Raw genomic sequence first — 26,881 nt, 5'->3', positions numbered from 1 at the left:
TCCAATCACTTCCTTGCCAGTAATAGAGTTTAAGAGCACAAAGCAGAATGTTCATTAGCTTCTTCCTAAGATTTAACTTCACGTATAAGGCGATTGCAGAACAATGAATCTGTAAGCGTTACCACTACTACTATTCGTACAAGTCGTCTTTTCGCCAAACTGTATGCAAATTCAATTCAATATAAAATTAATAAAATAAAAGCTCCAGCACAATAATCAAGGAGCCTTTATTTCACAAACTTTAATCAAATAAAGGCCGGACAATAAACCGGCCTCTATCTTATTCAGAAGATTATTTCTTCTTTTCTACGAACTCAGGTACTTCTACTTCGCCATCAGCAATCTTTTGTGCATATTCATCAATCTGATCTAGCACATCTTGTGGAATGGCACCGCGTGAATCAGCAAGTGACACACCGTTGTCATGGAGACCGTAAACTTTCGTTTCGCCACCAGGGAATTTACCATCCATAGATTGTTGAGCAATATCTTTAACTGCGACATCAACACGTTTCAGCATTGAAGTTAAAGTGATGTTATCATCGCCAACTTTACCTTCGTCATACTGATCGGAGTCCACTCCAATTACCCAAACATATGCATCTTTATCTGCTTGTTTACGTTCTTTCGCTTCAGAGAATACACCGTTACCTGTACCGCCGGCAGCGTGGAAAATGATATCAACGCCTGAAGAATACATACGGCTAGCTTCTGCTTTACCAAGTTCTGCTTTATCAAATGCCCCAGTGTATTTAGTATCTACTTTGATCTCTGGTTTTACTGCTGCAACTCCAGCCAAGAAACCAGCTTCAAAGCGCTCAATTACTGGAATATCCATACCGCCGATAAATCCAATTTTATCTGATTTTGTCATCAATGCAGCCGCAACTCCAGCAAGGTATCCGCCCTCTTGTTCCTTAAAAAGAATGCTTGTGACGTTTGGAGCGTCTACTTCACCATCGATAATAGCAAATTCAGTATCCTTTTGCTGTGCTGCAATGTCAGCGATTGCATCCTCCATCAAGAAACCTACACCAAATATTAAATTAAAGTCACGACGAGCCAAGTTGTTCAAATTAGTTGTGTAATCCGCTGGGTCTGTAGACTGAAGATAATCAAATCCGCCAGTTCCCTTTGCCCAACCTTGTTCTTCCCCAAATTCTTTGACGCCTTTCCAAGCTGACTGGTTAAACGATTTATCATCTACCCCGCCAACGTCTGTAACCATGGCAATCGAGAATTCACTCTTTTCGGTATCATTTCCCGCTGCAGGTTTCTCCCCTGCGTCATTATTGTCCTTATCGTTTGAACCGCATGCTGCCAACATCGTACCTGCGGCTAAAACCAAAGACATGGCCAAACCAAATTTTCTTTTCTTCATCAATAATGACCTCCCCTTTGATAATTTTGGTATGAAATCAGGACGTTATACGTCTTATACCCTTCTTCGCACTACATGGAACTTGAATTTATCTGCACGAAAATAGTTCTCAGAATAAAGAACCATTTTCCCTTCCTCGCTGAAATGCTCTTGGGAAAGCGATAAAAGGGATTGAGAGGTATCACAAGATAGCGCTTTAAACGCTTCCGGATGATAGCTAATCGGCTCTATTTCAGCTACAGCCTGTCCAATCCGGGTCATTCCGGACCGCTCAATTGTATCGAATAATGATGCGTCAAGCTGACTTTCTAAACCGTCCGGCAAACATTCCAGCAGCACGTGATCCACACAATATACAACAGGTTCACCATCTGCTGTTCGAATTCGTTTGATTTGGACAATCTTTTTATCATTTGTTTTAAAACGTTCAGTTAACTCTTCAGTCAATGGGATGATAGACAAATTTTGAACAATGGTGCCAGGCTCCATATTCGCATTGTGGATCATCGTCGTTATACTTGAAAGCTGCTCAATTCCTGACAACACCATAGGCTGTGAAGTGACGAATGTGCCGACTCCATGCTTTCTGAAGATCACTTTCTCTTCTTCCAGTACCCTTAGCGCTTCGCGCAGTGTCGCACGGCTAACCCCCAGTAACTCTGATAATTTCGCTTCTGAGGGAAGCCGTTCATGTTCCTGAAATAGCCCAGATTCTATATCTTTTTTTAATCGCTCGATGACCTGAACATATAAATGTCGCGGATCTTTCTTCACGAACATTTAGCCACCTCCCCAGACGTCAGACATCTGATTACGTTCTGTCCTAACTATATCATCTTCTTAAGAAGAAGGAAATATCTAGTTAAGCTTACGAATAAAATTCTATATTTCAGTCGATTTCAACAATTTTACGTCAAGATTCTAGATCTGATTTTCCAATCATGACTTGTCTTGGCTTACTGCCTTCAGGCGGTCCTACTACTCCTCGCGCTTCCATTTGATCCACTATACGAGCAGCACGCGCATAGCCTACCCGGAAACGGCGCTGGATCATTGAAACAGAAGCTGTTTGCATCTCTACAACCATCTGGACCGCTTCATCATATAAATCATCTGTTTCTTCATGCGGTGGAACAATTTCCACTTCCGTAGGGATCATTTCTTCTTGATATTGCGCTTTTTGCTGTTCGATAATGAAGTCCACAACTGCTTCGACTTCTTCGTCCGATACAAAAGCGCCTTGCACACGGGTCGGTTTGGATGCACCCGCCGGAAGAAATAACATATCGCCTCGCCCTAACAACTTTTCTGCTCCGCTGCCATCCAAAATAGTACGTGAATCAATTGCAGACGAAACGGCAAATGCAATTCTTGAAGGAATGTTTGCTTTAATTATTCCTGTAATAACATCCACACTCGGCCTTTGCGTGGCAATGATCAAATGAATACCCGCTGCTCTAGCCATTTGCGCCAAGCGTGTGATGGCATCTTCCACTTCATTGGAAGCGACCATCATCAAGTCCGCCAACTCATCTACAATGACTACGATATACGGCATGCGTGGATGTTTTTCATTATGCTCTTCATTCCATTGTTCAATATGGTTATTGTATCCTTCAATATTCCTGGTACCTGTGTGAGAGAACAACTCATATCGTCTCTCCATCTCAGAGACCACCCTCTGCAATGCCTGTGCTGCTTTCCGAGGATCCGTGACAACCGGTGCCAATAAATGAGGGATGCCATTAAAGACATTGAGCTCCACCATTTTCGGGTCAATCATCATCATTTTCACTTCATGCGGTTTTGCACGCATGATAATGCTCATGATGATTCCATTGACGCAGACACTTTTCCCGCTTCCTGTCGCACCGGCAATAAGTACGTGTGGCATTTTATTCAGTTCCGTCATCATCGCTTGTCCGGTTACATCCCGGCCTAGACCGACAAGTAATTTGGACTGAGCACGATTGTTTTCTTTAGATTCCAACACTTCCCGCAAACTGACCATTGCGACCGCATTATTCGGCACTTCAATCCCTACGGCTGATTTTCCGGGGATCGGTGCTTCAATACGAATTCCATTAGCCGCTAAAGCTAATGCAATATCATCAGCTAAACTGACAATACGGCTTACTTTCACACCGGAGTCCGGCAAAATTTCATATTTTGTCACAGCGGGACCTAAATGGACTTGTGTCACACGTGCTTTCACACCAAAACTGAGAAAGGTCTTTTCTAACTTTTTAGCATTTGCTTGAATCAGGTCATAGTCACCTGACTGATCACTCGCAACGGGAGGTTCAAGCAGACTGGTGGACGGAAGAATATATGATTCATTTTCCTGTTCTCCGCCCATCACCGGATAATCAGCAGTTCCTTCCGGTTGTTCATTCGCTGCTGATGCTGAAGCTTTTGCGTCCGCCGCTTTTGTTTCCACTCTCTCTGGTACAGGTGCCTGTTCGATTTTCGAAGTGAAGGTTGAAATGATTGGTTGTTCGTCCGGCTCTTCACTGTGTATCATTTCGTCAGCAAGTTCCACAGTTTCGGCTTTGGGCTTTTGCTTACGGTTTCTTCGTGACAATTCTTTTCTGTTTTCTTCGGGTGACGGAACGACTTTTTTCTCTCGTGCTGTCCACTTTTCTTTCATTTTCTCCATCAATAAAGGAGTTTGCTCGACTAAGTAAGGAATCAGTGCTTTTCCTGTTAACAGAATTATCCCGATCAGCAATAAAAGAATTCCCGCCACTGTCGCACCTGCAGAGTCCACTAACGAATGGAACATCGCAAATAGTACAGCTCCGATCATACCGCCACCAAGCGTTCCTGATTGATTGAAGATTCCACCGCTTGTCACCAGGACTTTCCACGTCTCTTTCAAGGCCGAATTGGACATCAGTACCTTACTTTCATAGAGCGTTTGAAAAAGGTGGATATGACTGAATAACAGCATGCTGCTTAAAATGAACAAACAGCCTAACACGATTCGATGTTTATATCCCCCCACTTGCCTTTTTATCATAAATATTAGTGCCTGCATGATGATTAAGAATGGCAGGGCGGCATGCCAATTACCTAATAAAAATCGGGCAAATGCTGCTAATCCTCTGCCGATAACGCCATATTCAAATATCATGATGATGGCGATGCCAATCAATACCACACCCAGAATTTCGAACCAGAGCGGCTGCGTTGAACTTTGCTGCTTTTGCTGCTGTTTTTTCTTGACTGTGGTCTTTTTCTTCCCTTTCTTTTTCGCCATAAGCTTACCCCCTTTCTGAAAAAAAGATTTCCAGCCTGTGCGGCATGGAAATCCTGTAGATTTTTAAGGAAGCTTTTCGAGCGTACTCAAAAAATCCGGAAACAATCGATCAGTATTCCATAATGATTGGAATAATCATTGGACGTCTTTTCGTTTGTTGATATAAATAAGAACTTAACGTCTCACGAATCTCTTGTTTAATGTTTGTCCATTCGAATGTTTCCTTACTAACGTATTTCTCCACAATCTTGCGAATTAATTTCGTCGCTTCTTCAAACAACTCTTCCGACTCACGGACATAGACAAAGCCCCGCGAAACGACTTCAGGTCCTGCAGCGATACGTTTTTGTTTTCTGTTCAACGTCACGACGACAGTGAAAATTCCATCTTGAGATAACAGTTTACGATCTCGCAACACGATATTCCCTACGTCGCCTACACCGATGCCATCGATAAGGACATTGCCCGCCTGCACTCTTCCGCTCATTCGCAGTTTATCGTTTTTAAATTCGACAATATCGCCTTTGTCCGCGATAAAGATTCGGTTTTTCGGCAAACCTACCTCTTGCGCTAATTTTGAATGCGCAATGAGCATACGGTATTCTCCTTGAATCGGAATAAAGTATTTAGGACGCATCAAATTTAGCATCATCTTCAAGTCTTCCTGCGATCCATGACCCGAAACATGAACATTTCTAGTTGAAGTTAAAACTGTTGCGCCTGCTTTCGCCAATTCATTCATCATCTGGTACATGGAAATTTCCATGACAGGTGACGGAGTAAATGTGATCAATACTGTATCTGTCTCTTTAATATTAATTTCTTTGTGATGCTTACGGACGATTTTCTCCAACGCTTCAAGAGGCTCGCCCTGGTTACCTGTTATGATGAGCACGATATCTTGGTCGTCATAACGATCCAAATCTTTTACAGGAACGACGATGTCTTCTTTTACTTGCAAATATCCTAGACGCAAGCCCACTTCAAAATAACTTTCCAAGCTCTTGCCGATGACAGCGACCTTTTTATCCTTTGCAGCAGCTTGGTCCAGAACTTGTTGAATCCGGATGAAATTCGATGCATATAATGCCACCAAAATTCGCCCTTCCGCTTCATGGAACGTTTTGGATAGTCTTTTTTCGATAACAGATTCAGATGTCGTATAACCAGGACGTTCTGCTTCCGTCGAATCCGACATTAAAATGAAGACACCTTCTTCACCTAGCGTCGCCATCTTCGCAATATCAGGACGGTATTTGCCCTTTGCTGCCTGATCGAACTTAAATTCACCCGTATTGACAATTGCTCCTTCACTCGTGTGGAAGACGATCCCTAATGAGTCGGGAATGCTGTGCGTCGTATAAAAGAATGTTACATGTGTACGCTTGAAATTCATTCGGCTTCGATTGGTCACTTCAAAGAATCGCACATTTGAAGGTGCCGGCATCTTTTTCAAATGCTCTTTTGCGAGAGCTAACGTTAATTTTGTTCCATAGACAGGCGCTTGTACTTTTTGTAACAAGTACGCAATGGAACCAATCGCATCTTCATGACCGTGAGTCAAGAAGATTCCTTTAACTCGATCTTTATTTTCTTCTAAGTAGGTCATATCCGGAATAACGATGTCGATACCGAGCATTTCGTTTTCAGGGAACATCAGCCCTGAATCCATTATAAATAGTTCGTCGTCAATTTCAACGACGTACATGGATTTACCAACTTCTCCTACCCCGCCCAGCGGGATTACTCTAATTAATTCATTTTGTATTTTGGTCACATTGTTTCCTCCTAATGATCTATAAATAATGAGATAAAATCTACATACAACGTACAGATATGCTCCGTTGATATCCGTTGAAGGCGGACCACTCCTCATTTACTTCGCTCCCTGTACGGTTCTCTAACGCTAATCAATGAGAATAAGTTGTAGCAGAGAGCCACTATTACTGGCATAAGCGAAGCATTTTGAGCACTTCTTTGTATTTTACCGCGTTCCATTCCAATCAACTAAGTTTTCTTTTGCTCTTAGCGAGCTGTCTAGTATTGATATGAAAACTTTAACTCATCTTATAATATATTCCCGTCCACAACGACTAAAATCCATTATACGAGATAGTGGGCTTCTAGTACAAACAAAAAAAGCCGGATTCATCATCCGGCTTTACTTTATTCCGCAACAGATTGTGTTTTACTGAAATTTTCAAGTGCCAAATCGATCAGCTCAGATTGACTTGCGTCCATTGCTATGAGTGGTAAACGTACGCCGCCTATTGGGATACCCAACCTTTCAAGTGCATATTTAACAGGGATTGGATTCGGTGAAGAAAACAAGGCGCTGAATACAGGCAATAGAGCACGGTGTAGCTTTGCAGCTTCTTTCGTCTGTCCGTTTTGAAATGCTTTGATCATCTTTTGCATTTCATTTCCTACTACATGAGCCGAAACAGAGACAATTCCTCTTCCGCCGATCGCGAGAAGTGGCAGCGTCATACTGTCGTCCCCGCTGTACACTTGGAAATCATCATCTGTTCCTTCAATGATCGCAGCCATTTGTTCAAGACTTCCACTCGCTTCTTTAATGGCCTTAATGTTAGCAATTTCTGATAACGCAATGACCGTTTCCGGCAACAGATTGACGATCGATCTGCTCGGAATATTGTAGAGTAAAATAGGTAAAAATGTTTCTTTTGCTATAGCTGAAAAATGCGCATACATACCTTTTTGATCCGGTTTATTATAATAAGGAGTCACCAGCATGATGCCATCAGCACCAGATAACTCAGCAGCCTTCGTCAATTCAATCGATTCCGCTGTATTGTTTGTACCTGTTCCTGCAATTACAGGTACCCGTTTATTCACAACTTTCACGACAAAATCCAATAATTCTCTTTTCTCCGTAACTGTGAGTGTGGGCGATTCGCCTGTCGTACCACTGACAATTATAGAATCTGTCCCATTTGCGATTAGATGTTCAAGTAATTTTCCGGTGTTTTCATAATTGATGGTACCATCTGGAGAAAAAGGAGTAACCATTGCTGTACCTATATTTCCTAGTTCCACGTTGATCATCCCTTTTCTTATTCATTCATAACACACGACAAATCAGTTGATCAATTCTTCGGCAATCTGCACAGAGTTCAATGCAGCGCCTTTTAACAAGTTATCCGACACAACCCACAAGTGGAAGCCCTTTGGATGATTTAAATCTTTGCGAATTCTCCCGACAAACACTTCGTCCCTGCCCTCTGCGTATAGCGGCATAGGATAGAGCTGTGCAGTCGGATCATCTTGTAGAACGATTCCAGGAGCCTTTTCCAAGAGAGCTTGGATTTCGCTTGTCGTGATATTGTCCTGATCGATTTCAATATATACAGATTCTGAATGACCGGATACGACAGGCAGTCTCACACAAGTCGCCGCTACCGACATTTCATAATCATTAAATATTTTCTTTGTTTCATTGATCATTTTTAATTCTTCAAGAGTATATCCAGATTCATCAAACGAATCGATTTGTGGGATTGCATTAAATGCGATGGGATAATGACGTTTTGCAGAAGCAGAAGGCAATACTTCCGCTTGGATTTCACTACGGTCAGAGAATTGCTTGCTTTGTTCAGACAACTCATCAATCGCTTCCACGCCTGCACCAGAAACTGCTTGGTAGGTTGATACGATTATTCGATTCAAGCCGTATTGATCCTTTATTGGTTTCAACGCCGCCACCATTTGAATTGTAGAGCAGTTTGGGTTGGCAATTATTCCGGAATGCTTTGTTAATTCTTTTGGATTTACTTCTGGTACGACAAGCGGTGTGTTTTTATCCATACGGAAGGCACTTGTGTTGTCAATAACGACCGCGCCTCTTTTCACTGCTTCATGGGCAAACATTTCAGAGATACTTCCACCCGCACTAAAGAATGCAATGTCGATACCTTCAAAAGCTTCAGGTGTTGTTTCCTGTACAATGTACGTGTTGCCGCCAGCTTTGATTTCGTTGCCTGCAGAACGTTTAGATGCAAGTAACTTGATGGATTTGGCTGGGAAGTTTCTTTCCACCAATTTTTCAAGTATTTTTGTTCCTACCGCCCCGGTGGCTCCGACAATTGCAACATTTACATTCTTCATTTCTCTCTTCCTTTCAATGATTAACAAGTAATTATTTGGAGCCATCTAGATTGCTCCGAACTCGTTAATTGTTATTGAACGAATTATAACATATTTTGCGATATTTAAAAATCTATTTTTATGCATCTTTATGAAGGATTAATAAAGGTTGCAATTGTTTGCCTTGTATAGCGGACGCTGTCGTTTCTGGCAGTAAAGAGAAATCAGCGATTAATGAGTTCGGTTTTTTTATACAGTCATCCTGTCCGAATGGTATAAAATAAACATTTTTCATATTTAATAACTTCATTAAATTCATGCCATTCAACCCTAAGGCGTCATTTGTTGATACGCCAAGCACAACTGGTTTTTCATTGCGCAGTGTAGCTTTTGCTGCCATCAATACAGGTGAATCTGTAGATGCATTTGCAAATCTGCTCATGGAATTACCAGTAAGCGGTGAAATAACCATGCAGTCTAGCGGATTTGTTGGGCCGAATGGCTCAGCTTCAACAATACTAGACACAACTTTTTCACCTGTCGCCTCTTCAATTCGCTTAATCCATTCTTCTCCAGTACCAAAACGCGTGGCTGCATGGAGTACGGAATGCGTAATTATCGGTACTACTGTCGCTCCCTCTTTTTGCAGAGAGCTAATCATCGGAAGCAATTGGTCATAAGTGCAATGTGAAGCCGTAATTCCTAATCCGATTCGTTTTCCTTCAAGCATGTAACTCCCCTTTCTTCTATGTCCATTCTCAAAATCGCCTCAACCAGAGCTGCTGCTGCGTCCACTGGAAAATGAATTCCGGGCAATTTGAGGTGTATCGTATAGTATTCAGAAGAATAAGAGGGCTTTAGGCAGCCTGGAGCAGAAGCAAGGTCAAAAATACGTGTTTCACCGCTTTTTTCGGGGTCAAGCCATTGTGAGGGTATGGTGTTTACTAAGTAACCGTTCGAGAATACTGTACGTTCTGTTAATCGTAAAGGTTCATAACCCGCAATGGCCGCTTCCGCCAGCTGTTCATCAGATCTGGCGGCAATGGTTACGGTAGCTTGTAAGTTTCGTAAGACTTGTGCCACAGCCTTTCCTACTCTGCCAAAGCCAGCTACATAAAAATGCTTCCCTGCAATTTGCCGCTTCGTTTGTTCATAAAACACTTGGACAAAAGCCTCCGCTGTCAATCGGGCATTTTGCCAAATAAACGGTTCATAGTGCAAATAATTTGCGTGTTGTACTTTTTTTTCATCCAACTGATTCAGCCACTCTTGTGAAGCCTGGCCAGTAAATACTTTCATTGATGGTCCAAGTAATTCAGGAGGAATGGGGTCTTTCATCGGTAATAACGGAAGTATGATTTGATCTGGCTGCCATTCAGTCAACACCTGTTTCAGTTCTTCATTGAATGCATCCGCAGCAACATATCGGCTGCTATAATTTTGTTCAAGCAATATATCATTGGCCATCTTCAGCCGCTGATCCTTCCCCACTACAAGCCATTTAGTCATCTTCAGACACATCCTTCCTGTCCAGTTCATGTGTTTTGCCGAATAAAATTCGATCCTCTCCTACGAGCACAATTTCATGCCATGGAATATATTCGACAATGTCATGATCTTTTTGACGGAACAGATTTTTTCCAAGCTTTTTCCGGATTTCAAATCCAATGATCTCACCCGTTTTGTGATTGAAAAGGAGATCGGTATCCGCAAGAAATCCATAGCGCATACCTTCCTCCACTTGAATCAGCTCTTTTTGTGCCAGCTCTGATAACAACATAACAATCCACCCTCTCTTATGATCTTCTATCATCATATGTATAGAAAGAGAGAAGTCGACTACTTAATTGAGCAGGTTTTTAAATTGGAGAATGTTTTTTTCAGGGGCAACAATTGATGTGGAGCGAGCACTCGCCAAAACTTGCTGGCCAAGACGATAAACACTTCTTTTCTCCACTAAATCAATACGCTCCACAACTTCTTCAATTGTTTGATGCATACCCAGTACTAATTCATTGCGGCCATTTCGGTACATGCGGGACTCTGAGTTTTCCAGTCCTAGAACAAAACTGCCTTTTAGCTGTTCTTTTGCATTGCGCAATTCTTTATCCGTCAAGCCATCATGCAATAGTTCCGCGATGACCTGTTCGATCGTTTGATACGTCTCTTGAAAATTCTCAGGGGAGGTTCCGCAATATATGACAAAGCCGCCTGCATTCTCATATGCGGAGTAATACGTATAGACAGAGTAGGCCAATCCCCGATTTTCCCGTACTTCTTGGAATAGTCTTGAAGACATTGTCCCGCCAAGTATACTGTCGAACAAACTTAATTCATAAATTCGGTCATGCGTTGCTGGAAGAGATGGGTAACCAAAGGCAATATGGGCTTGTTCAATATCTTTTGTTTTGATCGTCTGTTTTGCTGCAAAATTTGGCAAATACATTTCATTTGGTCCAATTGTTGAATTTTTACTCTGATACGTACCAAAATGCGCTTCGATTAGCTTAATAAGCCGAACATCATAATTACCCGCGATGGAGATGACCAACTTATCGGGCCCATAATTTTGCGCCATAAATTCGTCTACCATTTCCTTGGTGAAACGCTTGATCGTCTCGCTTCGTCCACCTACTGGTTTACCGATTGAATCATCTGGGAACATCGCAGCCCAAAGTCTTTCATCGACGTCTTCATCCGGCATATCTTCTACTGAAGAGATTTCATCTAGAATAACGGATTTTTCTTTCTCCATTTCTTCTTCATCAAATACTGAGTGGAAAAACATATCCGATAAAATCGTCAACGCGTATGACGCGTGATGACTTAAAACTGTTGTGTAGTAACACGTCATTTCTTTCGATGTAAACGCATTAAGATCTCCGCCAATTTGATCGAATTGTTCAGCAATCATCCTGGCATTTCGGCTTTCTGTTCCCTTAAACAACATATGCTCAATAAAATGAGCAATTCCCTCTTGTTCTGCTGTTTCATCTGCAGATCCTGCATGCACCCATAATCCTACAGCTACTGACTTTACATAGGGCATCTTTTCATGAACGATCCGTACACCATTTGAACAAATATATTTTTGAATCATCGACTTCACTCCTTCTAAAAGTACAAAAAGCCTCCTTCGCCGCAACTTGTGCAGGAAGAGGCTCGTTCGCTTTTACATTACTCTTTGTTTGCTTTTTCTTGTGCTTCTTTTTCTTCTTGGATCACTACTTTTCTGGAAAGGTTCACTCGACCCTGCTTATCAATTTCAATGACCTTGACAAATAGTTCGTCACCAAGTTTCAATTCATCTTCAACCGCTTTTGTGCGGCCTTCTTGAATTTCAGAAATATGAAGCAATCCATCTTTGCCAGGGAAGATTTCCAAGAACGCACCAAACTTTTCAATGCGTTTCACTTTTGCTAAGTAGTATTCACCAGCTTTCGCTTCTCGAACGATGTCTTCGATCATCTTCTTAGCTTTCGCATTCATTTCAGAATTCGGTGATGCGATGTAAATCGTACCATCTTGTTCTGTATCAATTTTAACTTGAGTTTCCTCAATGATTTTATTGATAACTTTTCCTCCAGGTCCAATGACATCACGGATCTTATCTGGATTAATATGAATTACAACAATTTTCGGAGCGTATTCAGACAGTTCCTCACGTGTTGTAGAAATTGTAGTCATCATATGTTCAAGGATTTTAATACGGCCAATTTTGGCTTGTGCGAGTGACTCTTCAAGAATTTGACGAGAAAGTCCGTCAATTTTGATATCCATTTGAAGGGCTGTGATTCCTTTTTCGGTACCAGCTACTTTAAAGTCCATATCGCCTAAATGGTCTTCCATTCCTTGAATATCCGTTAGAATAGAGTAATCTTCTTCTTTTTTGATCAATCCCATTGCAATACCTGCTACAGGAGACTTGATTGGAACACCAGCATCCATCATAGCCATTGTAGACGCACAGATCGATGCTTGTGAAGAAGAACCGTTTGATTCTAATACTTCCGCTACAAGGCGCATTGTGTACGGGAATTCATCTTCATTCGGAAGGACTGGCAGCAATGCACGTTCACCCAATGCCCCATGTCCGATTTCACGGCGTCCCGGTCCTCGGATCGGTCCTGTTTCACCGACACTGAAGTTCGGGAAATTATAATGATGCATGAAGCGCTTAGATTCGTCTAAGCCTAATCCATCAATGATTTGAACTTCGCCGAGCGCACCCAATGTACAGACACTCAACACTTGTGTTTGTCCACGTGTAAACAGGGATGAACCGTGAGCACGTTGCAACAGACCTGTTTCTGATGACAATGGACGAATTTCATCCAACGCACGGCCGTCTGGACGCACCTTATCCACCGTAATCAATCGACGAACTTCATCTTTCACCATTTGCTCCAAAACAGCCTTCACTTGTTTCATCGTATCTTCATCAGCTTCATTCGCGATATAACGATCAAGCACAGCAGTCTTTACTTCATTGATTGCTTCTTCACGAGCGTGCTTTTCTTCAGTTTGAATCGCTGAAATCAAGTCGTTTTCACAGAAGTTTTTCACTTCTGCACTGATTTCTGGGTCTAGTTCGAATAGTTCAATTTCAAACTTTTCCTTGCCAATTTCTTGAGCAATTTTTTCTTGGAACGCAATCAATTTCTTGATTTCATCATGACCGAACATGATCGCTTCAAGCATGATCTCTTCAGAAACTTCTTTCGCTCCTGCTTCTACCATGTTAATGGCATCTTTAGTACCGGCTACGACTAAATCGATCTCTGATGTTTCCAGTTGCTCAGGTGTTGGATTGACGATAAACTCTCCATCAATGCGTCCAACTTGCACACCTGCGATTGGTCCATCAAACGGAATATCTGAAATAGACAGTGCTAAAGAAGAGCCGATCATAGCAGCAATTTCAGATGAACAGTTTTGATCAACTGACATAACAAGTGAAATTACTTGTACATCATTACGGAAGCCATCTGGAAATAACGGGCGAATCGGACGGTCAATTAACCGGCTTGTCAATACCGCTTTTTCTGACGGTCGGCCTTCACGCTTGATGAATCCACCAGGAATTTTACCGACTGCATATAAACGTTCTTCATAGTTGACTGTAAGTGGGAAAAAATCCAGAGGTTTTGGTTTCTTAGAAGCGGTTACTGTGGATAATACTGTTGTGTCGCCGTAACGAACCAATACAGCGCCGTTTGCTTGCTTTGCAAGTTGTCCTGCTTCGATTGTCAGCGGACGTCCTGCCCAATCGAGTGTATAAACATTTTTCTGTTCTGACATTGTAGAACTCCTCTCTAATGTGAAACTTGGTACATCATAGTTGTATGTAATTAGTAGTAGTGTATCAAACCAGATACATTTATGCGAAAGTTTTCATCTTAATTCCATAGAAAAAAGCGGGCAATGCCCGCTTTTTAGTCTTATTAACGGCGTAAGCCAAGTTTTGCAATAAGATCACGGTAACGTTGAACGTTAGTTTCACGTAAATATCTCAAAAGACGACGACGTGTACCAACCATTTTGTAAAGACCGCGACGTGAGTGGTGGTCTTTCTTGTGCGTACGCAAGTGGTTGTTCAAGTTATTGATCTCTTCAGTAAGGATAGCAATCTGAACATCAGCAGATCCAGTATCATTTTCATGAGTCTTGAATTCGTTGATCAATTCAGCTTTTCGCTCTTGTGTAATAGCCATCCTTTTCACCTCCTAATTAAAAGTATCCCCATCTCCCGAGCAATCGTTGGTGATTCGCATTGCCAAGAAGCGGTTTGTGTCATTAACACTACTTTATCATATCACGCCATTCTGTCAGTTGCAACATTCAACTCTAGCCATTTAACAAGTCCATGGCGGTTTGTTTGTCTTTGCCGATTTGTTCTTTTAACGCCTCAAGCGACTCAAATTTCCGCTCTGCCCGAATCCGATGCAGCCATTCAATCGCCACCTGCTTACCGTAGAGATCCATGTTCGCATTTAGGAGATGAACTTCTGCTGTGGCCACGCGGTGTTCCGGGTTATGAAAAGTCGGTTTGACACCCAGATTGCAAACGCCTGGATGCCACTTCCCGTCTACCAAACAATATACTGCGTAGACACCGTTGGCAGGCACGATATTCTCCTCATCTGTTTGAATATTGGCGGTCGGAAAACCTAACTGACGACCGCGTTTCTCTCCATGTACAACTTCACCAAACGTACGGAAAGGTCGTCCGAGTAACAGCGCAGCTTCCTCGACATCACCTTCTGACAGCAGTTGACGCACTTTAGTGGAGGATACTTTGCCATCATGATCATATGTGACTTTTTGAATCGTCGTCGTACCGTACAAACCTTCAGAAAGGTCATGCATCTCTTTCATCGTACCGGAACCTTTCATACCAAAAGTAAAGTCAAATCCAGCGGTCACGTGCTTGACACCTAATCCTTTAACAAAAATATCGATAAACTGCTGTGGGGATAAGCTGGCTAAATCCCAATCAAAACTAACGATGAAAAGAGTATCGACTTGAAGCGCTTCCAGGAGCCGAACCTTTTCCTCTAACGGCGTAATGTAGCCTACATTTCTACCGGAAAAAAGTTGTGACGGATGAGGATCAAATGTCATGACAGCTGTTTGTATTCCTAACTCATCCGCCTTTTTCTTTGCGGAATCGATAACTTCCTGATGCCCTTTATGTACGCCATCAAAAAACCCAATAGCCATGGAATAGGCATGATGCAATTGGATGTTCAGTTGATCAGGATATCGTAATCTGTAGATTTCCATTTCTATCTCTCCTTACTCATTAGGCAGTAGCATTTTTTCAGGTTTCATCAACCCTGGCTTCGTTGGATGGTTTTGATAGATAGCCAACACACGGCCTTCATGCGTCATACTAATTGACGGATAGGTTATCAGCAATGGATCTGCCGGCAGTACTTGTCCATTTTGGATCTTCTCCAATAAATCCGGAGCAATCTCCACTCTAGGGAAATCGGTCAAGACCTCTTCAATTGGACGTAAGATTGAATCAATATTGCCTTCTTCCATCAACTCAGCCACTTCGGATAATGTTTTACACTGTGCTTGTTGAAAGTTACCGGACACAGTACGAACCAATGATTCCATATGTGCAGGGAAACCGAGTTGCTCGCCAATTTGAACTGCCAGAGTTCGAATATATGTACCTTTCCCACAACGTACTCGAATAGAAAAAGTAACTTCTTCACCACAAAAAGTTTCTCCTTCATTTAAGAGCTCAATTTGCTCGATCAGTACTTTACGAGCTGGTCTTTCAACTTCCTGGCCTTTCCTCGCATATTCATACAATCGCTTCCCATTTACTTTAACTGCAGAATACATGGGTGGGATTTGAATAATTTCTCCTGTCAGCTTTTCCAGCGCCTCCAGGATCTGTGATCTGCTAAATTCTTTATATGTGTCGTCACTAGTTACTGTATCGCCTTGGGCGTCTTCCGTCTCAGTGGAGCGACCGATCGACACTTTCGCGATATATTCTTTTCCTGCATCGGTCACATATGAAGCGACTTTCGTAGCCTTGCCAATACAGATCGGAAGAACTCCTTCTACTTCAGGATCCAGCGTTCCTGTATGACCAACTTTTTTTGTGCGTAAAATCTTTCGCAATTTAAAGACACAGTCATGGGAGGTCATCCCCTTCTCTTTCCATAAAGGAAGAATGCCGTTCATCTTACTCCTCTTTTCTATAAGTCCATTCAAAATTAGTGATATATGTAAGAAGAGAGGAAGTCATTACGCCAAAGCGACAATGAACTTCCTCCTCATTTTTACTGCTCGTTCTCATCATTTACTTGACGGATTAAGCTCTCAATATGATTACCATACGCAACCGATTCATCCATCTCAAATTCGATTTCTGGTGTTTTACGTAAACGAATTCGCTGACCGATTTCCGTACGGATAAACCCTTTTGCTTTTGAGAGGCCAATTAACGTGTCTTCGCGTTCCTTAGCTGTACCTAGAACAGAGATAAATACTTTCGCCTGCTGTAGGTCTCCTGTTACATCTATACCGGTAACAGTAACAAATCCGATCCGCGGATCTTTTAATTTTTGGCCGATGATATCGCCCAGTTCTTTCTTCATTTGTTCGGCTATTCGATTTGCACGCACTGACATGGAAATTCACCTCTATCCATTATTAACTATTTGATCATCTCATAGATAATCGACTGTACACGCGGTCATTTCCCAATCTGGATTGGATTCGAACAGACGGATCGCTCTTCTCACTTCGCGTTCAGCAGCATCATTAGAAGATGCCACCGCCACTAATGCGAAAGTAGTTCTTTGCCATAAATCCTGGTGATCAATTTCCGCTACCGAGACATTATAGGAGTTTTTCACCCGATCTCTCATCCGGTTTAAAACGGCACGTTTCTCTTTCAAGGAAGCGGCTGTCGGTATGAAAAACGAACATTCCGCGTATACAATCATACTCGCTTAATCTCTTCCATTACATACGCTTCAATAATATCTCCTTCTTTGATATCATTGAATTTTTTAATCGTGATACCACATTCATAACCTTTTGCTACTTCTTTTGCATCATCTTTGAATCGCTTCAACGTATCAAGCTCTCCTTCAAAGATGACAATATTGTCACGCAGCACCCGTACTCCGGATTCTCGAGTAATCTTACCATCTATCACATAGCATCCCGCAATCGTACCAATTTTAGACACTTTAAATGTCTCACGAACTTCAGCCTGACCGATTACTTTCTCTTCATACTCAGGATCCAGTAATCCTTTCATAGCAGATTCGATTTCTTCAATCACTTTATAAATGACGCGGTGCAGACGGATATCGACACCTTCTGCTTCAGCAGCACGTTTCGCATTGGTATCTGGACGTACGTTAAATCCAATCACAATCGCATTTGAAGCAGCTGCCAATGAAATGTCGGATTCATTGATTGCTCCTGCTCCCGTATGGATGATCTTAACGTTAACGCCTTCCACTTCAATTTTCATCAGGGATGCCGCCATTGCTTCTACAGCACCTTGAACGTCTGCTTTAACGATCAAGTTCAATTCTTTCATTTCGCCTTGCTTCATTTGATCAAACAAATTGTCGAGGGTTACACGTGTTTTTTCTACGCGCTGCTCTTGAAGAGCTTCCCCTGCCCGTGCTTCACCAATTTGACGTGCGGTCTTTTCGTCCTTAAAGACGACAAAACGGTCGCCAGCTTGCGGTACGTCGCTTAAACCAGTGATTTCTACAGGTGTAGATGGACCCGCTTCCTTCACTCGGCGTCCCAGGTCACTGACCATAGCACGTACACGACCGTACGTGTTCCCGACTACTATAGGGTCTCCAACATGCAATGTACCATTTTGTACAAGCAGTGTTGCAGCTGATCCTTTACCTTTGTCGAGCTGTGCCTCAATTACAGTACCTCTTGCTCTGATCGAAGAGTCTGCCTTTAATTCTCCGACTTCAGCAACTAACAGCACCATTTCCAGAAGCTGGTCGATCCCTTCGCCTTTCAAGGCAGAAATCGGAACAAAGATCGTGTCGCCGCCCCAGTCTTCAGATACTAAACCGTGTTCAGTCAATTCCTGCATCACACGATCCGGATTTGCTGTTGGTTTATCCATCTTATTAACTGCAACGATGATCGGTACTTCGGCTGCTTTTGCATGATTGATTGCTTCAATCGTCTGAGGCATGACGCCATCGTCTGCTGCTACAACCAAAATCGTCAAGTCAGTGATTTTAGCTCCGCGTGCTCTCATTGTAGTGAATGCTTCGTGGCCTGGTGTATCCAAGAAAGTGATTTTCTTACCTTTTTCTTTGATTTGATAAGCCCCGATATGCTGGGTAATCCCGCCTGCTTCACCCTGCGTAACTTTCGTATCGCGAATGGAGTCAAGCAAAGTCGTTTTACCATGGTCAACGTGACCCATGATTGTAACAACTGGAGGTCTTTCTTCTAAATTGACCGGCTGCTGTTCTTCTTCATCCGGATCTTCAAAGTAAATCTCCAAATCCGTAACATCAATTCTGATTTCTTCTTCCACTTCTACGCCGTATTCAGCACAGATTAACTCGATTGCATCTTTATCAAGCTCTTGGTTAATTGTCGCCATGACACCAAGCATGAATAGTTTTTTAATGATTTCAGAAGGTTCCTTGCCCAGTTTTTGAGCTAATTCGCCAACTGATAGCGACTCATAGAAAGTGATTTTCTCTGGTAGTGGCTTCTCAATCTTTTGAGCTGGAACTGCCGGACGATATCTGCGGCGTCCTTGGTTAATTCCACGTGCAGGTGGTCTTCCTCCACGACCGCGAGCTCCGCCGCCTGAACGTGCTTGATTCGCACCTTGACCTTGTTTTGGCTGTTGGTTTGTGCCTGCTTGCTGACCGCCTTGTGTTCGGTTACCAGCTCCTACCGGGCGTTTCGCTCCTGTGTTGTTGCTTTGATTCGAATTTTGGTTCGAACGGTTCGCAGGCTGTTGTGTACGGTTCGCACCGCCTTTCGCTGCTGTCTGTCCTGAATTCGATTGCTGTGGTGCACTTTTACCTGCGTTATTTCCACCTTGACGATTTCCAGCAGGACGTTGTGCCGGACGGTCGGATTTTTGGTTGTTGTTTGTCTTATTTGTCGTTCCAGTCGTGTTTCTGGAGTTGCCAGAGAACTTCTTGTCCAGCTTCGTAACTGTTTCTGGATCAATTACGGACATATGATTGGTGACTTCCACTTTCATATTCCCTAATTCATTAATAATATCTTTACTCGATTTATTTACCTTTTTGGCATATTCATGTACTCGTATTTTCGTCATTAGCCCACCCCCGGTTATATTCGTTGAGGAGCTCGGATAATTTTTTGGCGAATCCTTTATCCGTTAGCGCCAAGACCACTCGCGCTTCTTTACCAATCGCATGCCCAAGGTCTTCACGACTCCCGAAATCATGCTTCTCAACGTTGTAAGTATTACATTTATTCGTTAGTTTCTTCATTGTATTAGCAGATGCATCTTTTGACAGGATGACAAGTTCTGCATGTCCCGAACGGACTTCCCGTACGACTAAGTCTTCACCCGTCACAATTTTCCGTGCCCGGGCTGCCATACCGAGCAGCTGATAGATCTTCGTTGGATCTGTCATTTGATCGCCTCTCGCCGAATGGCATGTAAGAGGTCATCGTACACTTGCTCAGGAATTTTCGCACCCAATTGATGTTCAATTGAGTGGTGTTTTCGTGCTTTTTCTACCGCATCTTCCGTTTTGGATACGTATGTACCACGGCCTGACTTTTTTCCGGTCAGATCAACGGAAACTTCTCCTTCTTTCGTACGGACAATCCGGATCATTTCTTTTTTAGGTAGCATTTCACCTGTAGCTGCACATTTACGCAAAGGGATTTTCCGATTGTTCGACATGAGCATGCAATCCTTTCCAATCAATCTTCTTTGGTATCTACATCTGCGTATAAATCATAGTCTTCTGTCTCTTCGACAGGTGTTTCTTCTTCATACTCATATGCTTCCAGATAGTCACCTGTATCTTCAGTGTCCCCGTCTGGCTCCTCTACACTGTATGCGTTCAATTCTTCTTCAGTGCGAGGATAGACCCCCAACTCTCTTGCATCTGTTTCACTCTTAATATCAATTTTCCAGCCAGTCAATTTTGCGGCCAATCTTGCGTTTTGACCTCTTTTACCGATGGCTAAAGATAATTGATAATCCGGAACAACAACAGTTGTGGAACGCTCTTCCTCATCTACTTGAACATCGAGTACTTTTGATGGGCTTAATGCATTCGCTACAAACACTACAGGGTCTTCAGACCATTCTACAATGTCGACTTTTTCGCCATTCAATTCATTGGATATAGATTGTACCCGAGCACCTCTAGTACCTACACAAGAACCGACTGGATCTACTTCTTCATTTGTCGTGTACACCGAAATTTTAGAACGGTCGCCAGCTTCTCTAGCAATGGATTTGATCTCTACAGTTCCATCATAAATCTCTGGTACTTCCAATTCAAATAAACGACGCAGCAAGCCGGGATGTGTTCTGGATACAAATACTTGAGGTCCTCTTGCTGTTCTCTCAACTTTTGTAATATATACTTTAATCCGATCGTGCGGTGCATACGTTTCTGTCTGGATTTGCTCGCTAGAAGGCAGGACTGCTTCTACTTTACCTAAACCAACAAATAGGTTCTTGGCATCCATTCGCTCTACAATTCCGTTCACGATGTCTTCTTCTCGATCGATATACTCTTCGTATATCAAGCCGCGTTCTGCTTCACGCACACGTTGGGTGACGACTTGCTTCGCTGTTTGTGCAGCAATCCGTCCGAAGTCGCGCGGGGTGACTTCTTCTTCTACAATGTCTCCGATTTCATATACGGGATTGATGACTTGTGCATCTTCCAATGAAATTTGCAGACGTTCATCTTCCACATCTTCTACAACATCTTTTCGTGAATAGACTTTCATCGTACCTTTATCTAAATTCAAATCAACACGGACATTTTGTGCCTGATTAAAATTCCGCTTATACGCTGTTACAAGCGCCGCTTCAATCGCATCCACCAACACATCTCTTGAAATACCTTTTTGCTGTTCAAGAGCTGTCAGTGCTTCGAGTAGATCACTACTCATGTTCATCACTCCTACATTCTATTATCATCCCGCCACTTTATAGTGATGGAACTCTTTGAAAAATCTTAGTTCCGATTCTTAACGGGGCTAAACGGCGTCTTCCACTTTTAAGTTAAAAGTCAATTGCCAGACGGGCTAGTGCAATTTTGGTTTTATCAATTTCTACTAAGACTTTTCGTGTTTTGATTCGTATTTCCACTTTTGCGAAGTCTGGCCCGTATCCAAGTAAATACCCTTCGAATTCTTTCATACCATCTATGGGTTCATAAGTTTTGATGAATACATATTGGCCGACTGCTTTTTCAAAATCTTCATCTTTTTTCAATGGTCTTTCCGCTCCGGGAGAAGACACTTCAAGGAAGTAATTCTGTGTTATCGGGTCTACGCGATCTAGTTCCTCGCTCAATTTTTCACTGACCGCCGCACATTGATCGATGTCAATATTTCCTTCTGGCGTATCAATATAAACACGTAAAAACCAATCTCGACCCTCTTTTACGAACTCAACGTCTACTAGTTCAAGGCCCAATTCTTCTACAATCGGACTTGTCAACTGTTCGACTTCCTCTGTAATTTTACTCAAATGTATCCCTCCCGAAATTAAAATCAATCACGCCTCGGCGTGATTGTGTCCGGACTTTGAATTGTGCTTGCACAATTAACTCCTTACAAAATCCGTGACATCCAGCTGCAACGGCTAGACCCTCGGGACGTTTCAGACTAGCAGTAAAGGCAATAAGCGCCTTTATTGCTAGCCTTCCAACGCCTGTCGGGGCTAAACAGCCGTCTCCGCCTTTGATGACATCCAGCTACAACGGCTAGACCCTCGGGACGTTTCAGACTAGCAGTAAAGGCAATAAGCGCCTTTATTGCTAGCCTTCCAACGCCTGTCGGGGCTAAACAGCCGTCTCCGCCTTTGATGACATCCGCCGGAGGCTTTATCTGGATTCAGCCGGAGTTTGAAAACCCATTGAACAAAAAAACACTTGCATTTCCACTGCTGAATTCAGATAAACAACAGAAAAGAGCGGGAAGCCCCACTCTTTTCCGTAAGACGTATAGCAAAAGTTGTCTCAATCGTATCACAACGCTATTTACAATGCAAATGATGTAGCCATTTACAAGCGTTAGAACAACGATAATTGATTCGCTTCTGGCATTCCTTCCAAGCAGCCAAAATTATCTAAGTACTCGACAATTGTTTTGGAAACTCGGCCTCTCTTCTGAAAATCTTCCTTGGATAAAAACTCTCCATCTTTGCGTGCTTCCACGATCGTCTTCGCTACGTTCGTTCCCAAGGAAGGAATCGCGTTAAAAGGCGGAATCAATTGGTTGTCTTCAATGATGAATTGCGTCGCATCCGATTTATATAAATCTGGTTTTGCAAATGTAAATCCACGTTCCACCATCTCCAGCGCAATTTCCAGGACGGTCACCAAGTTCTTTTCTTTTGGTGGGGCATCCAGACCTTTATCGTTTATTTCTTTAATCTTTGCACGGATTGAAGCAGAGCCTTTTGACATCGTCATCAAATCAAAGTCCGTTGCTCGCACAGTGAAATAGGTAGCATAATACATAATTGGATGGTGCACTTTAAAATACGCAATACGGAGTGCCATCAATACATATGCAGCTGCGTGCGCCTTCGGGAACATATATTTAATCTTCTTGCACGAACTGATATACCAGCCAGGTACTTTATTCGCTTTCATCTCCGCTTCGAATTCAGGCGTCAGCCCTTTTCCTTTACGCACCGACTCCATAATCTTAAAGGCAAGCGAAGGTTCCAGTCCTTGATAAATCAAGTAGACCATAATATCATCCCGACAACCGATTACTTCGGAAAGCTGACAAGTTTTATTCTGAATCAATTCCTGAGCGTTTCCTAGCCATACATCCGTACCGTGGGATAAACCTGATATCTGAATCAACTCAGAGAAAGTTGACGGTTTGGTCTCTTCAAGCATTTGTCGAACAAAGCGTGTTCCGAACTCGGGCACGCCAAGTGTTCCCGTCTTACAATCGATTTGCTCTTCCGTTACGCCGAGTGAAGACGTTCCGCTGAACAATGCCATGACACCAGGATCATCTGGCGCAATCGTTTTAGCATCAATACCGGATAAATCCTCCAGCATTTTAATCATCGTCGGATCATCATGTCCGAGAATATCCAGTTTCAATAAGTTATTATCGATCGAATGAAAGTCAAAGTGCGTCGTGCGCCAACTGGATTGTATATCATCTGCCGGAAACTGAATGGGCGTAAAATCAAAAATGTCCATCGTATCCGGAACAACAATAATTCCGCCGGGGTGCTGTCCTGTGTTTCGTTTTACGCCAGAACAGCCTTGCACCAACCGGTCAATTTCCGCGCCGCGCATTTGCAAATCATTATCGTTCATATAACCGCGAACATATCCATAGGCCGTCTTTTCAGCAACCGTCCCGATTGTTCCTGCTCGGTAAACATAATCTTCGCCGAATAATTCTTTTGTATAGTTGTGTGCGTGCGCTTGGTATTCGCCGCTGAAGTTCAAGTCAATATCCGGAACTTTATCCCCAGCAAACCCGAGGAACGTTTCGAATGGAATATCTTGTCCGTCTTTTTTAAACATCGTTCCACATTTTTCGCATTCTTTATCCGGTAAGTCATAACCCGATCCTACAGAACCATCATCGAAAAACTCGTTCGTTTTGCACGAAGGACAGACGTAATGAGGCGGCATCGGATTTACTTCTGTAATTTCCATCATGGTCGCGACGAATGAAGATCCTACCGATCCACGTGAACCGACCAAATAGCCATCGTCCAAAGACTTTTTCACAAGTTTATGCGAAATTAAATAAATAACCGCAAATCCATTATCAATAATGGAGGTCAATTCTTTTTCAATACGCGCCTCGATAATTTCCGGCAACGTGTCTCCATAAATACGTCGAGCCATTGAGTACGTCAACTCACGGACTTCATCATCAGCGCCTTCTATCGTAGGTGTATATAAATCATCTTTTATCGGTTTAACTTCACCAACACGCTCTACAATCTTCAGCGGGTTCTCTACGACAATCTCTTTCGCCGCTTCTTCACCTAAAAATTCGAATTCCTTCAGCATTTCATCTGTTGTCCTGAAATGAACAGCCGGGAGTGAATGACGGTTCATCGGATTGGCGCCTCCTTGCGAGCGAACCAAGACTTTACGATACGTAGCATCCGTCTCATCCAAGTAATGAACATTGCCAGTGGCACAAACCGGTAAGCCGGTCTTTTTACCGAGCTTAAGCATTTTACGCATAATATCTTCTAAGTTCCATTCGTCACGAATCAAATCTAGTTCCAGTAAATGCGAGTAGACAGGTTTCGGATGGATTTCTAAGTAATCATAAAAACTTGCAATTTCTTCGACTTCTTCCATCGGTTTTTGCATTAACCCTTCAAATACTTCGCCTTTGTCGCATCCTGATCCTACTAATAGCCCGTTGCGGTGCTTCACTAATAAAGAACGCGGGATACGCGGGACACGATAGAAGAAATCCATATGTGAAATGGAAACCAACTTGAATAAGTTTTTCAACCCTTCATTATCAGTTGCGATCAACGTACAGTGAGATGGGCGTGAACGTTTATAGGCATCGCCTTCACCAATGTTTTTATTCAGGTCATCCAACCATTCAATTCCTTTTTCCTGCGCGTCTGCTAATAACCTTAAGAAAAGATACGCAGTAGCTTCTGTATCGTAAATCGCCCGGTGATGCTGCGTCAATTCGATATCGAACTTTTTAGCGAGTGTGTTCAAACGGTGATTACGCAATTCCGGGTAAAGAAAACGTGAAAGCTCCAATGTATCGATCACTGGATATGCGGGCGTTTCAATTTTCGCCCGTTTACAAGAAGCGTAGAAAAAACCCATATCAAATGAAGCGTTGTGGGCAATTAGCACAGCATCGCCGATGAACTCAATAAAATCCGCCATAACTTCGGATACTTCAGGCGCATCTTTGACCATATCATCCGTGATACCTGTCAAGTTTGTTGTAACCGACGACAAGGGATGATGGGGATTAGCAAAACGTTCAAAACGATCAATAATCTCTCCGCCCCGTACACGGACTGCGGCAAGCTCGATAATCGTATCATACACTGCAGATAAGCCAGTGGTTTCCACGTCAAATACTACATACGTATCCGTCTCTAACAGTCTATGTTGTTCTTCGTAAACAATCGGTACACCATCGTCTACAAGATTGGCTTCTAACCCGAATAACACTTTAATTCCATGCTTTTTCCCTGCATTGTAAGCTTCGGGAAAGGACTGAACATTCGCATGATCCGTAATTGCAACCGCGGTGTGCCCCCATTTGGCGGCTTGCGCGACTAGGGCTTGAGCTGACACGACAGCATCCATTTGACTCATCGATGTATGGGCATGCAATTCCACGCGTTTTTGTCCCTCAGGGGCTTTGTCTTTTCGCTCAATCGAAGATATAACAGCTAAATCTTGCGCCATCATGATCAAATCTCTAACGAATGTATCATTTTGAATACTTCCTCTTGCGCGTACCCACATTCCCTTTTTAAAGGATTTCATTAATTCCGCATCTTCATTGTCACGCGAAAACATCTTCACTAAAATTGAGTCGGTATAATCTGTTACTTTTAGCGTCAATAGCGAGCGGCCACTCCGAAGTTCTCTAATCTCAGCGTCAAATACAAACCCTTCAATGATCAGCCTGCGTTCTTCATCTTGAATTTCATGAATGGGTACAATCGCCTCGCCCTGCTTAATTGGAGTACCCAGTATTAACGGACGGTCGGAATCTCCTTGTTCGCTCTTCATCGTTTCACGTTGCTGTAACTGTTCAAATGCTTTCTTTGACAGTTCTTCTTCCTCTTGTTGTTTTTGAGAAAGAAATTGCTGAAGCTCTTCTTTAGCATTTTGATTTTCTTCAATAGTCACATCAACTGTCAATTGAGGAAACCCGAATTGTTGATAAAGATTCGCTAAAGGTGCTACATATTTATTTTTCAATGTCTGGCATTCCAAATCACTCTGACAATTAATCAATAATTTTTCACCGTGTAACGTCGGCAGTTGCTCCACTAAGCATTGACGAAGGGGCGGTGAAATATCAGCCAATTCTTCCACTACAAGCGGCCAGTAGGCTTTGATCAACTGCTCATCCGCGGATGTTTTACGGCTTTCTATTTGTAGATGGACATTTGCTATTGATGCAAATGCTTCGTGAACACGCTGTTGCATTAAACGGAAAACATCAAGAGGTAACACTTCATCCAGTGTGATATTGAACTTCCACACTCTCGACTTCTTATGTACCGTCACACGGTTCAGTTCTCCATTTTGAAAATAAGGCATTAATTGATCATCCGTTAAGCCTGACTGCTGCAACAAAGTTAAAAACTTCTTTCCAGCATCCAATATAAATTCCTCCAATCTATCGCGAAAAGAAGG

General features: G+C 42.7%; 22 protein-coding genes. All 22 read right to left on the bottom strand.

Going from position 1 to position 26,881, the window contains the following annotated elements; genetic code table 11:
- Positions 1-292 precede the first annotated feature (292 nt).
- On the bottom strand, positions 293-1,381 hold the full coding sequence (locus MKX97_RS05995; RefSeq protein WP_009497335.1) for a BMP family protein: 1,089 nt from the start codon (positions 1,379-1,381) through the stop codon (positions 293-295).
- A 54-nt stretch (positions 1,382-1,435) separates the two neighbouring features.
- Positions 1,436-2,161 carry a GntR family transcriptional regulator gene (locus tag MKX97_RS05990; RefSeq protein WP_009497337.1) on the bottom strand — a complete coding sequence of 242 codons (726 nt, stop codon included), beginning with the start codon at positions 2,159-2,161 and terminating at the stop codon, positions 1,436-1,438.
- Positions 2,162-2,294: 133 nt separating this feature from the next.
- Positions 2,295-4,643 (bottom strand): DNA translocase FtsK, encoded by a 2,349-nt coding sequence (locus tag MKX97_RS05985; protein ID WP_342537177.1) that lies wholly within the window; start codon positions 4,641-4,643, stop codon positions 2,295-2,297.
- Positions 4,644-4,752: 109 nt separating this feature from the next.
- A complete protein-coding gene (locus MKX97_RS05980) occupies positions 4,753-6,420 on the bottom strand; it encodes a ribonuclease J (RefSeq protein ID WP_040758229.1) in 1,668 nt (555 codons plus the stop codon).
- 389 nt (positions 6,421-6,809) lie between these two features.
- A complete protein-coding gene (gene dapA, locus MKX97_RS05975) occupies positions 6,810-7,703 on the bottom strand; it encodes a 4-hydroxy-tetrahydrodipicolinate synthase (RefSeq protein ID WP_245799494.1) in 894 nt (297 codons plus the stop codon).
- A gap of 42 nt (positions 7,704-7,745) precedes the next feature.
- Entirely contained in the window at positions 7,746-8,771 is a 1,026-nt protein-coding gene (locus MKX97_RS05970; RefSeq protein WP_342537176.1) for an aspartate-semialdehyde dehydrogenase, read from the bottom strand.
- Positions 8,772-8,889: 118 nt separating this feature from the next.
- On the bottom strand, positions 8,890-9,480 hold the full coding sequence (locus MKX97_RS05965) for a dipicolinate synthase subunit B (protein ID WP_009497345.1): 591 nt from the start codon (positions 9,478-9,480) through the stop codon (positions 8,890-8,892).
- Positions 9,453-10,259 (bottom strand): dipicolinate synthase subunit A, encoded by an 807-nt coding sequence (locus MKX97_RS05960; RefSeq protein WP_340758567.1) that lies wholly within the window; start codon positions 10,257-10,259, stop codon positions 9,453-9,455. The genes MKX97_RS05965 and MKX97_RS05960 overlap by 28 nt, the downstream gene beginning before the upstream one ends.
- Entirely contained in the window at positions 10,252-10,530 is a 279-nt protein-coding gene (locus tag MKX97_RS05955; protein WP_040758235.1) for a YlmC/YmxH family sporulation protein, read from the bottom strand. Before MKX97_RS05955 ends, MKX97_RS05960 begins: the two co-directional genes overlap by 8 nt.
- Before the next feature lie 63 nt (positions 10,531-10,593).
- Positions 10,594-11,850: a pitrilysin family protein gene (locus tag MKX97_RS05950; protein ID WP_342537175.1), complete on the bottom strand. Its 1,257-nt coding sequence runs from the start codon at positions 11,848-11,850 to the stop codon at positions 10,594-10,596.
- A gap of 77 nt (positions 11,851-11,927) precedes the next feature.
- Positions 11,928-14,051: a polyribonucleotide nucleotidyltransferase gene (gene pnp, locus MKX97_RS05945; protein ID WP_009497349.1), complete on the bottom strand. Its 2,124-nt coding sequence runs from the start codon at positions 14,049-14,051 to the stop codon at positions 11,928-11,930.
- A gap of 143 nt (positions 14,052-14,194) precedes the next feature.
- The gene (rpsO, locus tag MKX97_RS05940; RefSeq protein WP_009497350.1) at positions 14,195-14,464 is read right to left on the bottom strand and encodes a 30S ribosomal protein S15; all 270 of its coding nucleotides are present in this window, start codon (positions 14,462-14,464) and stop codon (positions 14,195-14,197) included.
- Positions 14,465-14,597: 133 nt separating this feature from the next.
- Entirely contained in the window at positions 14,598-15,536 is a 939-nt protein-coding gene (gene ribF, locus MKX97_RS05935; protein WP_078817732.1) for a riboflavin biosynthesis protein RibF, read from the bottom strand.
- 12 nt (positions 15,537-15,548) lie between these two features.
- Entirely contained in the window at positions 15,549-16,460 is a 912-nt protein-coding gene (gene truB / locus MKX97_RS05930) for a tRNA pseudouridine(55) synthase TruB (protein WP_342537174.1), read from the bottom strand.
- Between the two features lie 98 nt (positions 16,461-16,558).
- Positions 16,559-16,909: a 30S ribosome-binding factor RbfA gene (gene rbfA / locus MKX97_RS05925; protein ID WP_009497353.1), complete on the bottom strand. Its 351-nt coding sequence runs from the start codon at positions 16,907-16,909 to the stop codon at positions 16,559-16,561.
- 39 nt (positions 16,910-16,948) lie between these two features.
- Complete coding sequence (locus tag MKX97_RS05920) at positions 16,949-17,227, bottom strand: DUF503 domain-containing protein (RefSeq protein ID WP_009497354.1); 279 nt, start codon at positions 17,225-17,227, stop codon at positions 16,949-16,951.
- A complete protein-coding gene (gene infB / locus MKX97_RS05915) occupies positions 17,224-19,581 on the bottom strand; it encodes a translation initiation factor IF-2 (RefSeq protein ID WP_342537173.1) in 2,358 nt (785 codons plus the stop codon). Before infB ends, MKX97_RS05920 begins: the two co-directional genes overlap by 4 nt.
- Entirely contained in the window at positions 19,559-19,906 is a 348-nt protein-coding gene (locus tag MKX97_RS05910; protein ID WP_009497356.1) for a YlxQ family RNA-binding protein, read from the bottom strand. Before MKX97_RS05910 ends, infB begins: the two co-directional genes overlap by 23 nt.
- Positions 19,903-20,181: a YlxR family protein gene (locus tag MKX97_RS05905; protein ID WP_342537172.1), complete on the bottom strand. Its 279-nt coding sequence runs from the start codon at positions 20,179-20,181 to the stop codon at positions 19,903-19,905. The genes MKX97_RS05910 and MKX97_RS05905 overlap by 4 nt, the downstream gene beginning before the upstream one ends.
- Positions 20,182-20,201: 20 nt before the next feature.
- A complete protein-coding gene (gene nusA, locus MKX97_RS05900) occupies positions 20,202-21,413 on the bottom strand; it encodes a transcription termination factor NusA (protein WP_040758240.1) in 1,212 nt (403 codons plus the stop codon).
- Between the two features lie 112 nt (positions 21,414-21,525).
- Positions 21,526-21,996, bottom strand: a complete 471-nt coding sequence (gene rimP / locus MKX97_RS05895) for a ribosome maturation factor RimP (protein WP_009497359.1) — start codon at positions 21,994-21,996, stop codon at positions 21,526-21,528.
- A 544-nt stretch (positions 21,997-22,540) separates the two neighbouring features.
- Entirely contained in the window at positions 22,541-26,863 is a 4,323-nt protein-coding gene (locus tag MKX97_RS05890) for a PolC-type DNA polymerase III (RefSeq protein WP_342537170.1), read from the bottom strand.
- Positions 26,864-26,881: the final 18 nt, after the last annotated feature.

Source organism: Sporosarcina sp. FSL K6-3508 (genome assembly GCF_038615825.1).
In the GTDB taxonomy this organism is placed as follows: domain Bacteria; phylum Bacillota; class Bacilli; order Bacillales_A; family Planococcaceae; genus Sporosarcina; species Sporosarcina newyorkensis.
This window is presented reverse-complemented; position numbering and strand designations above follow the sequence as displayed.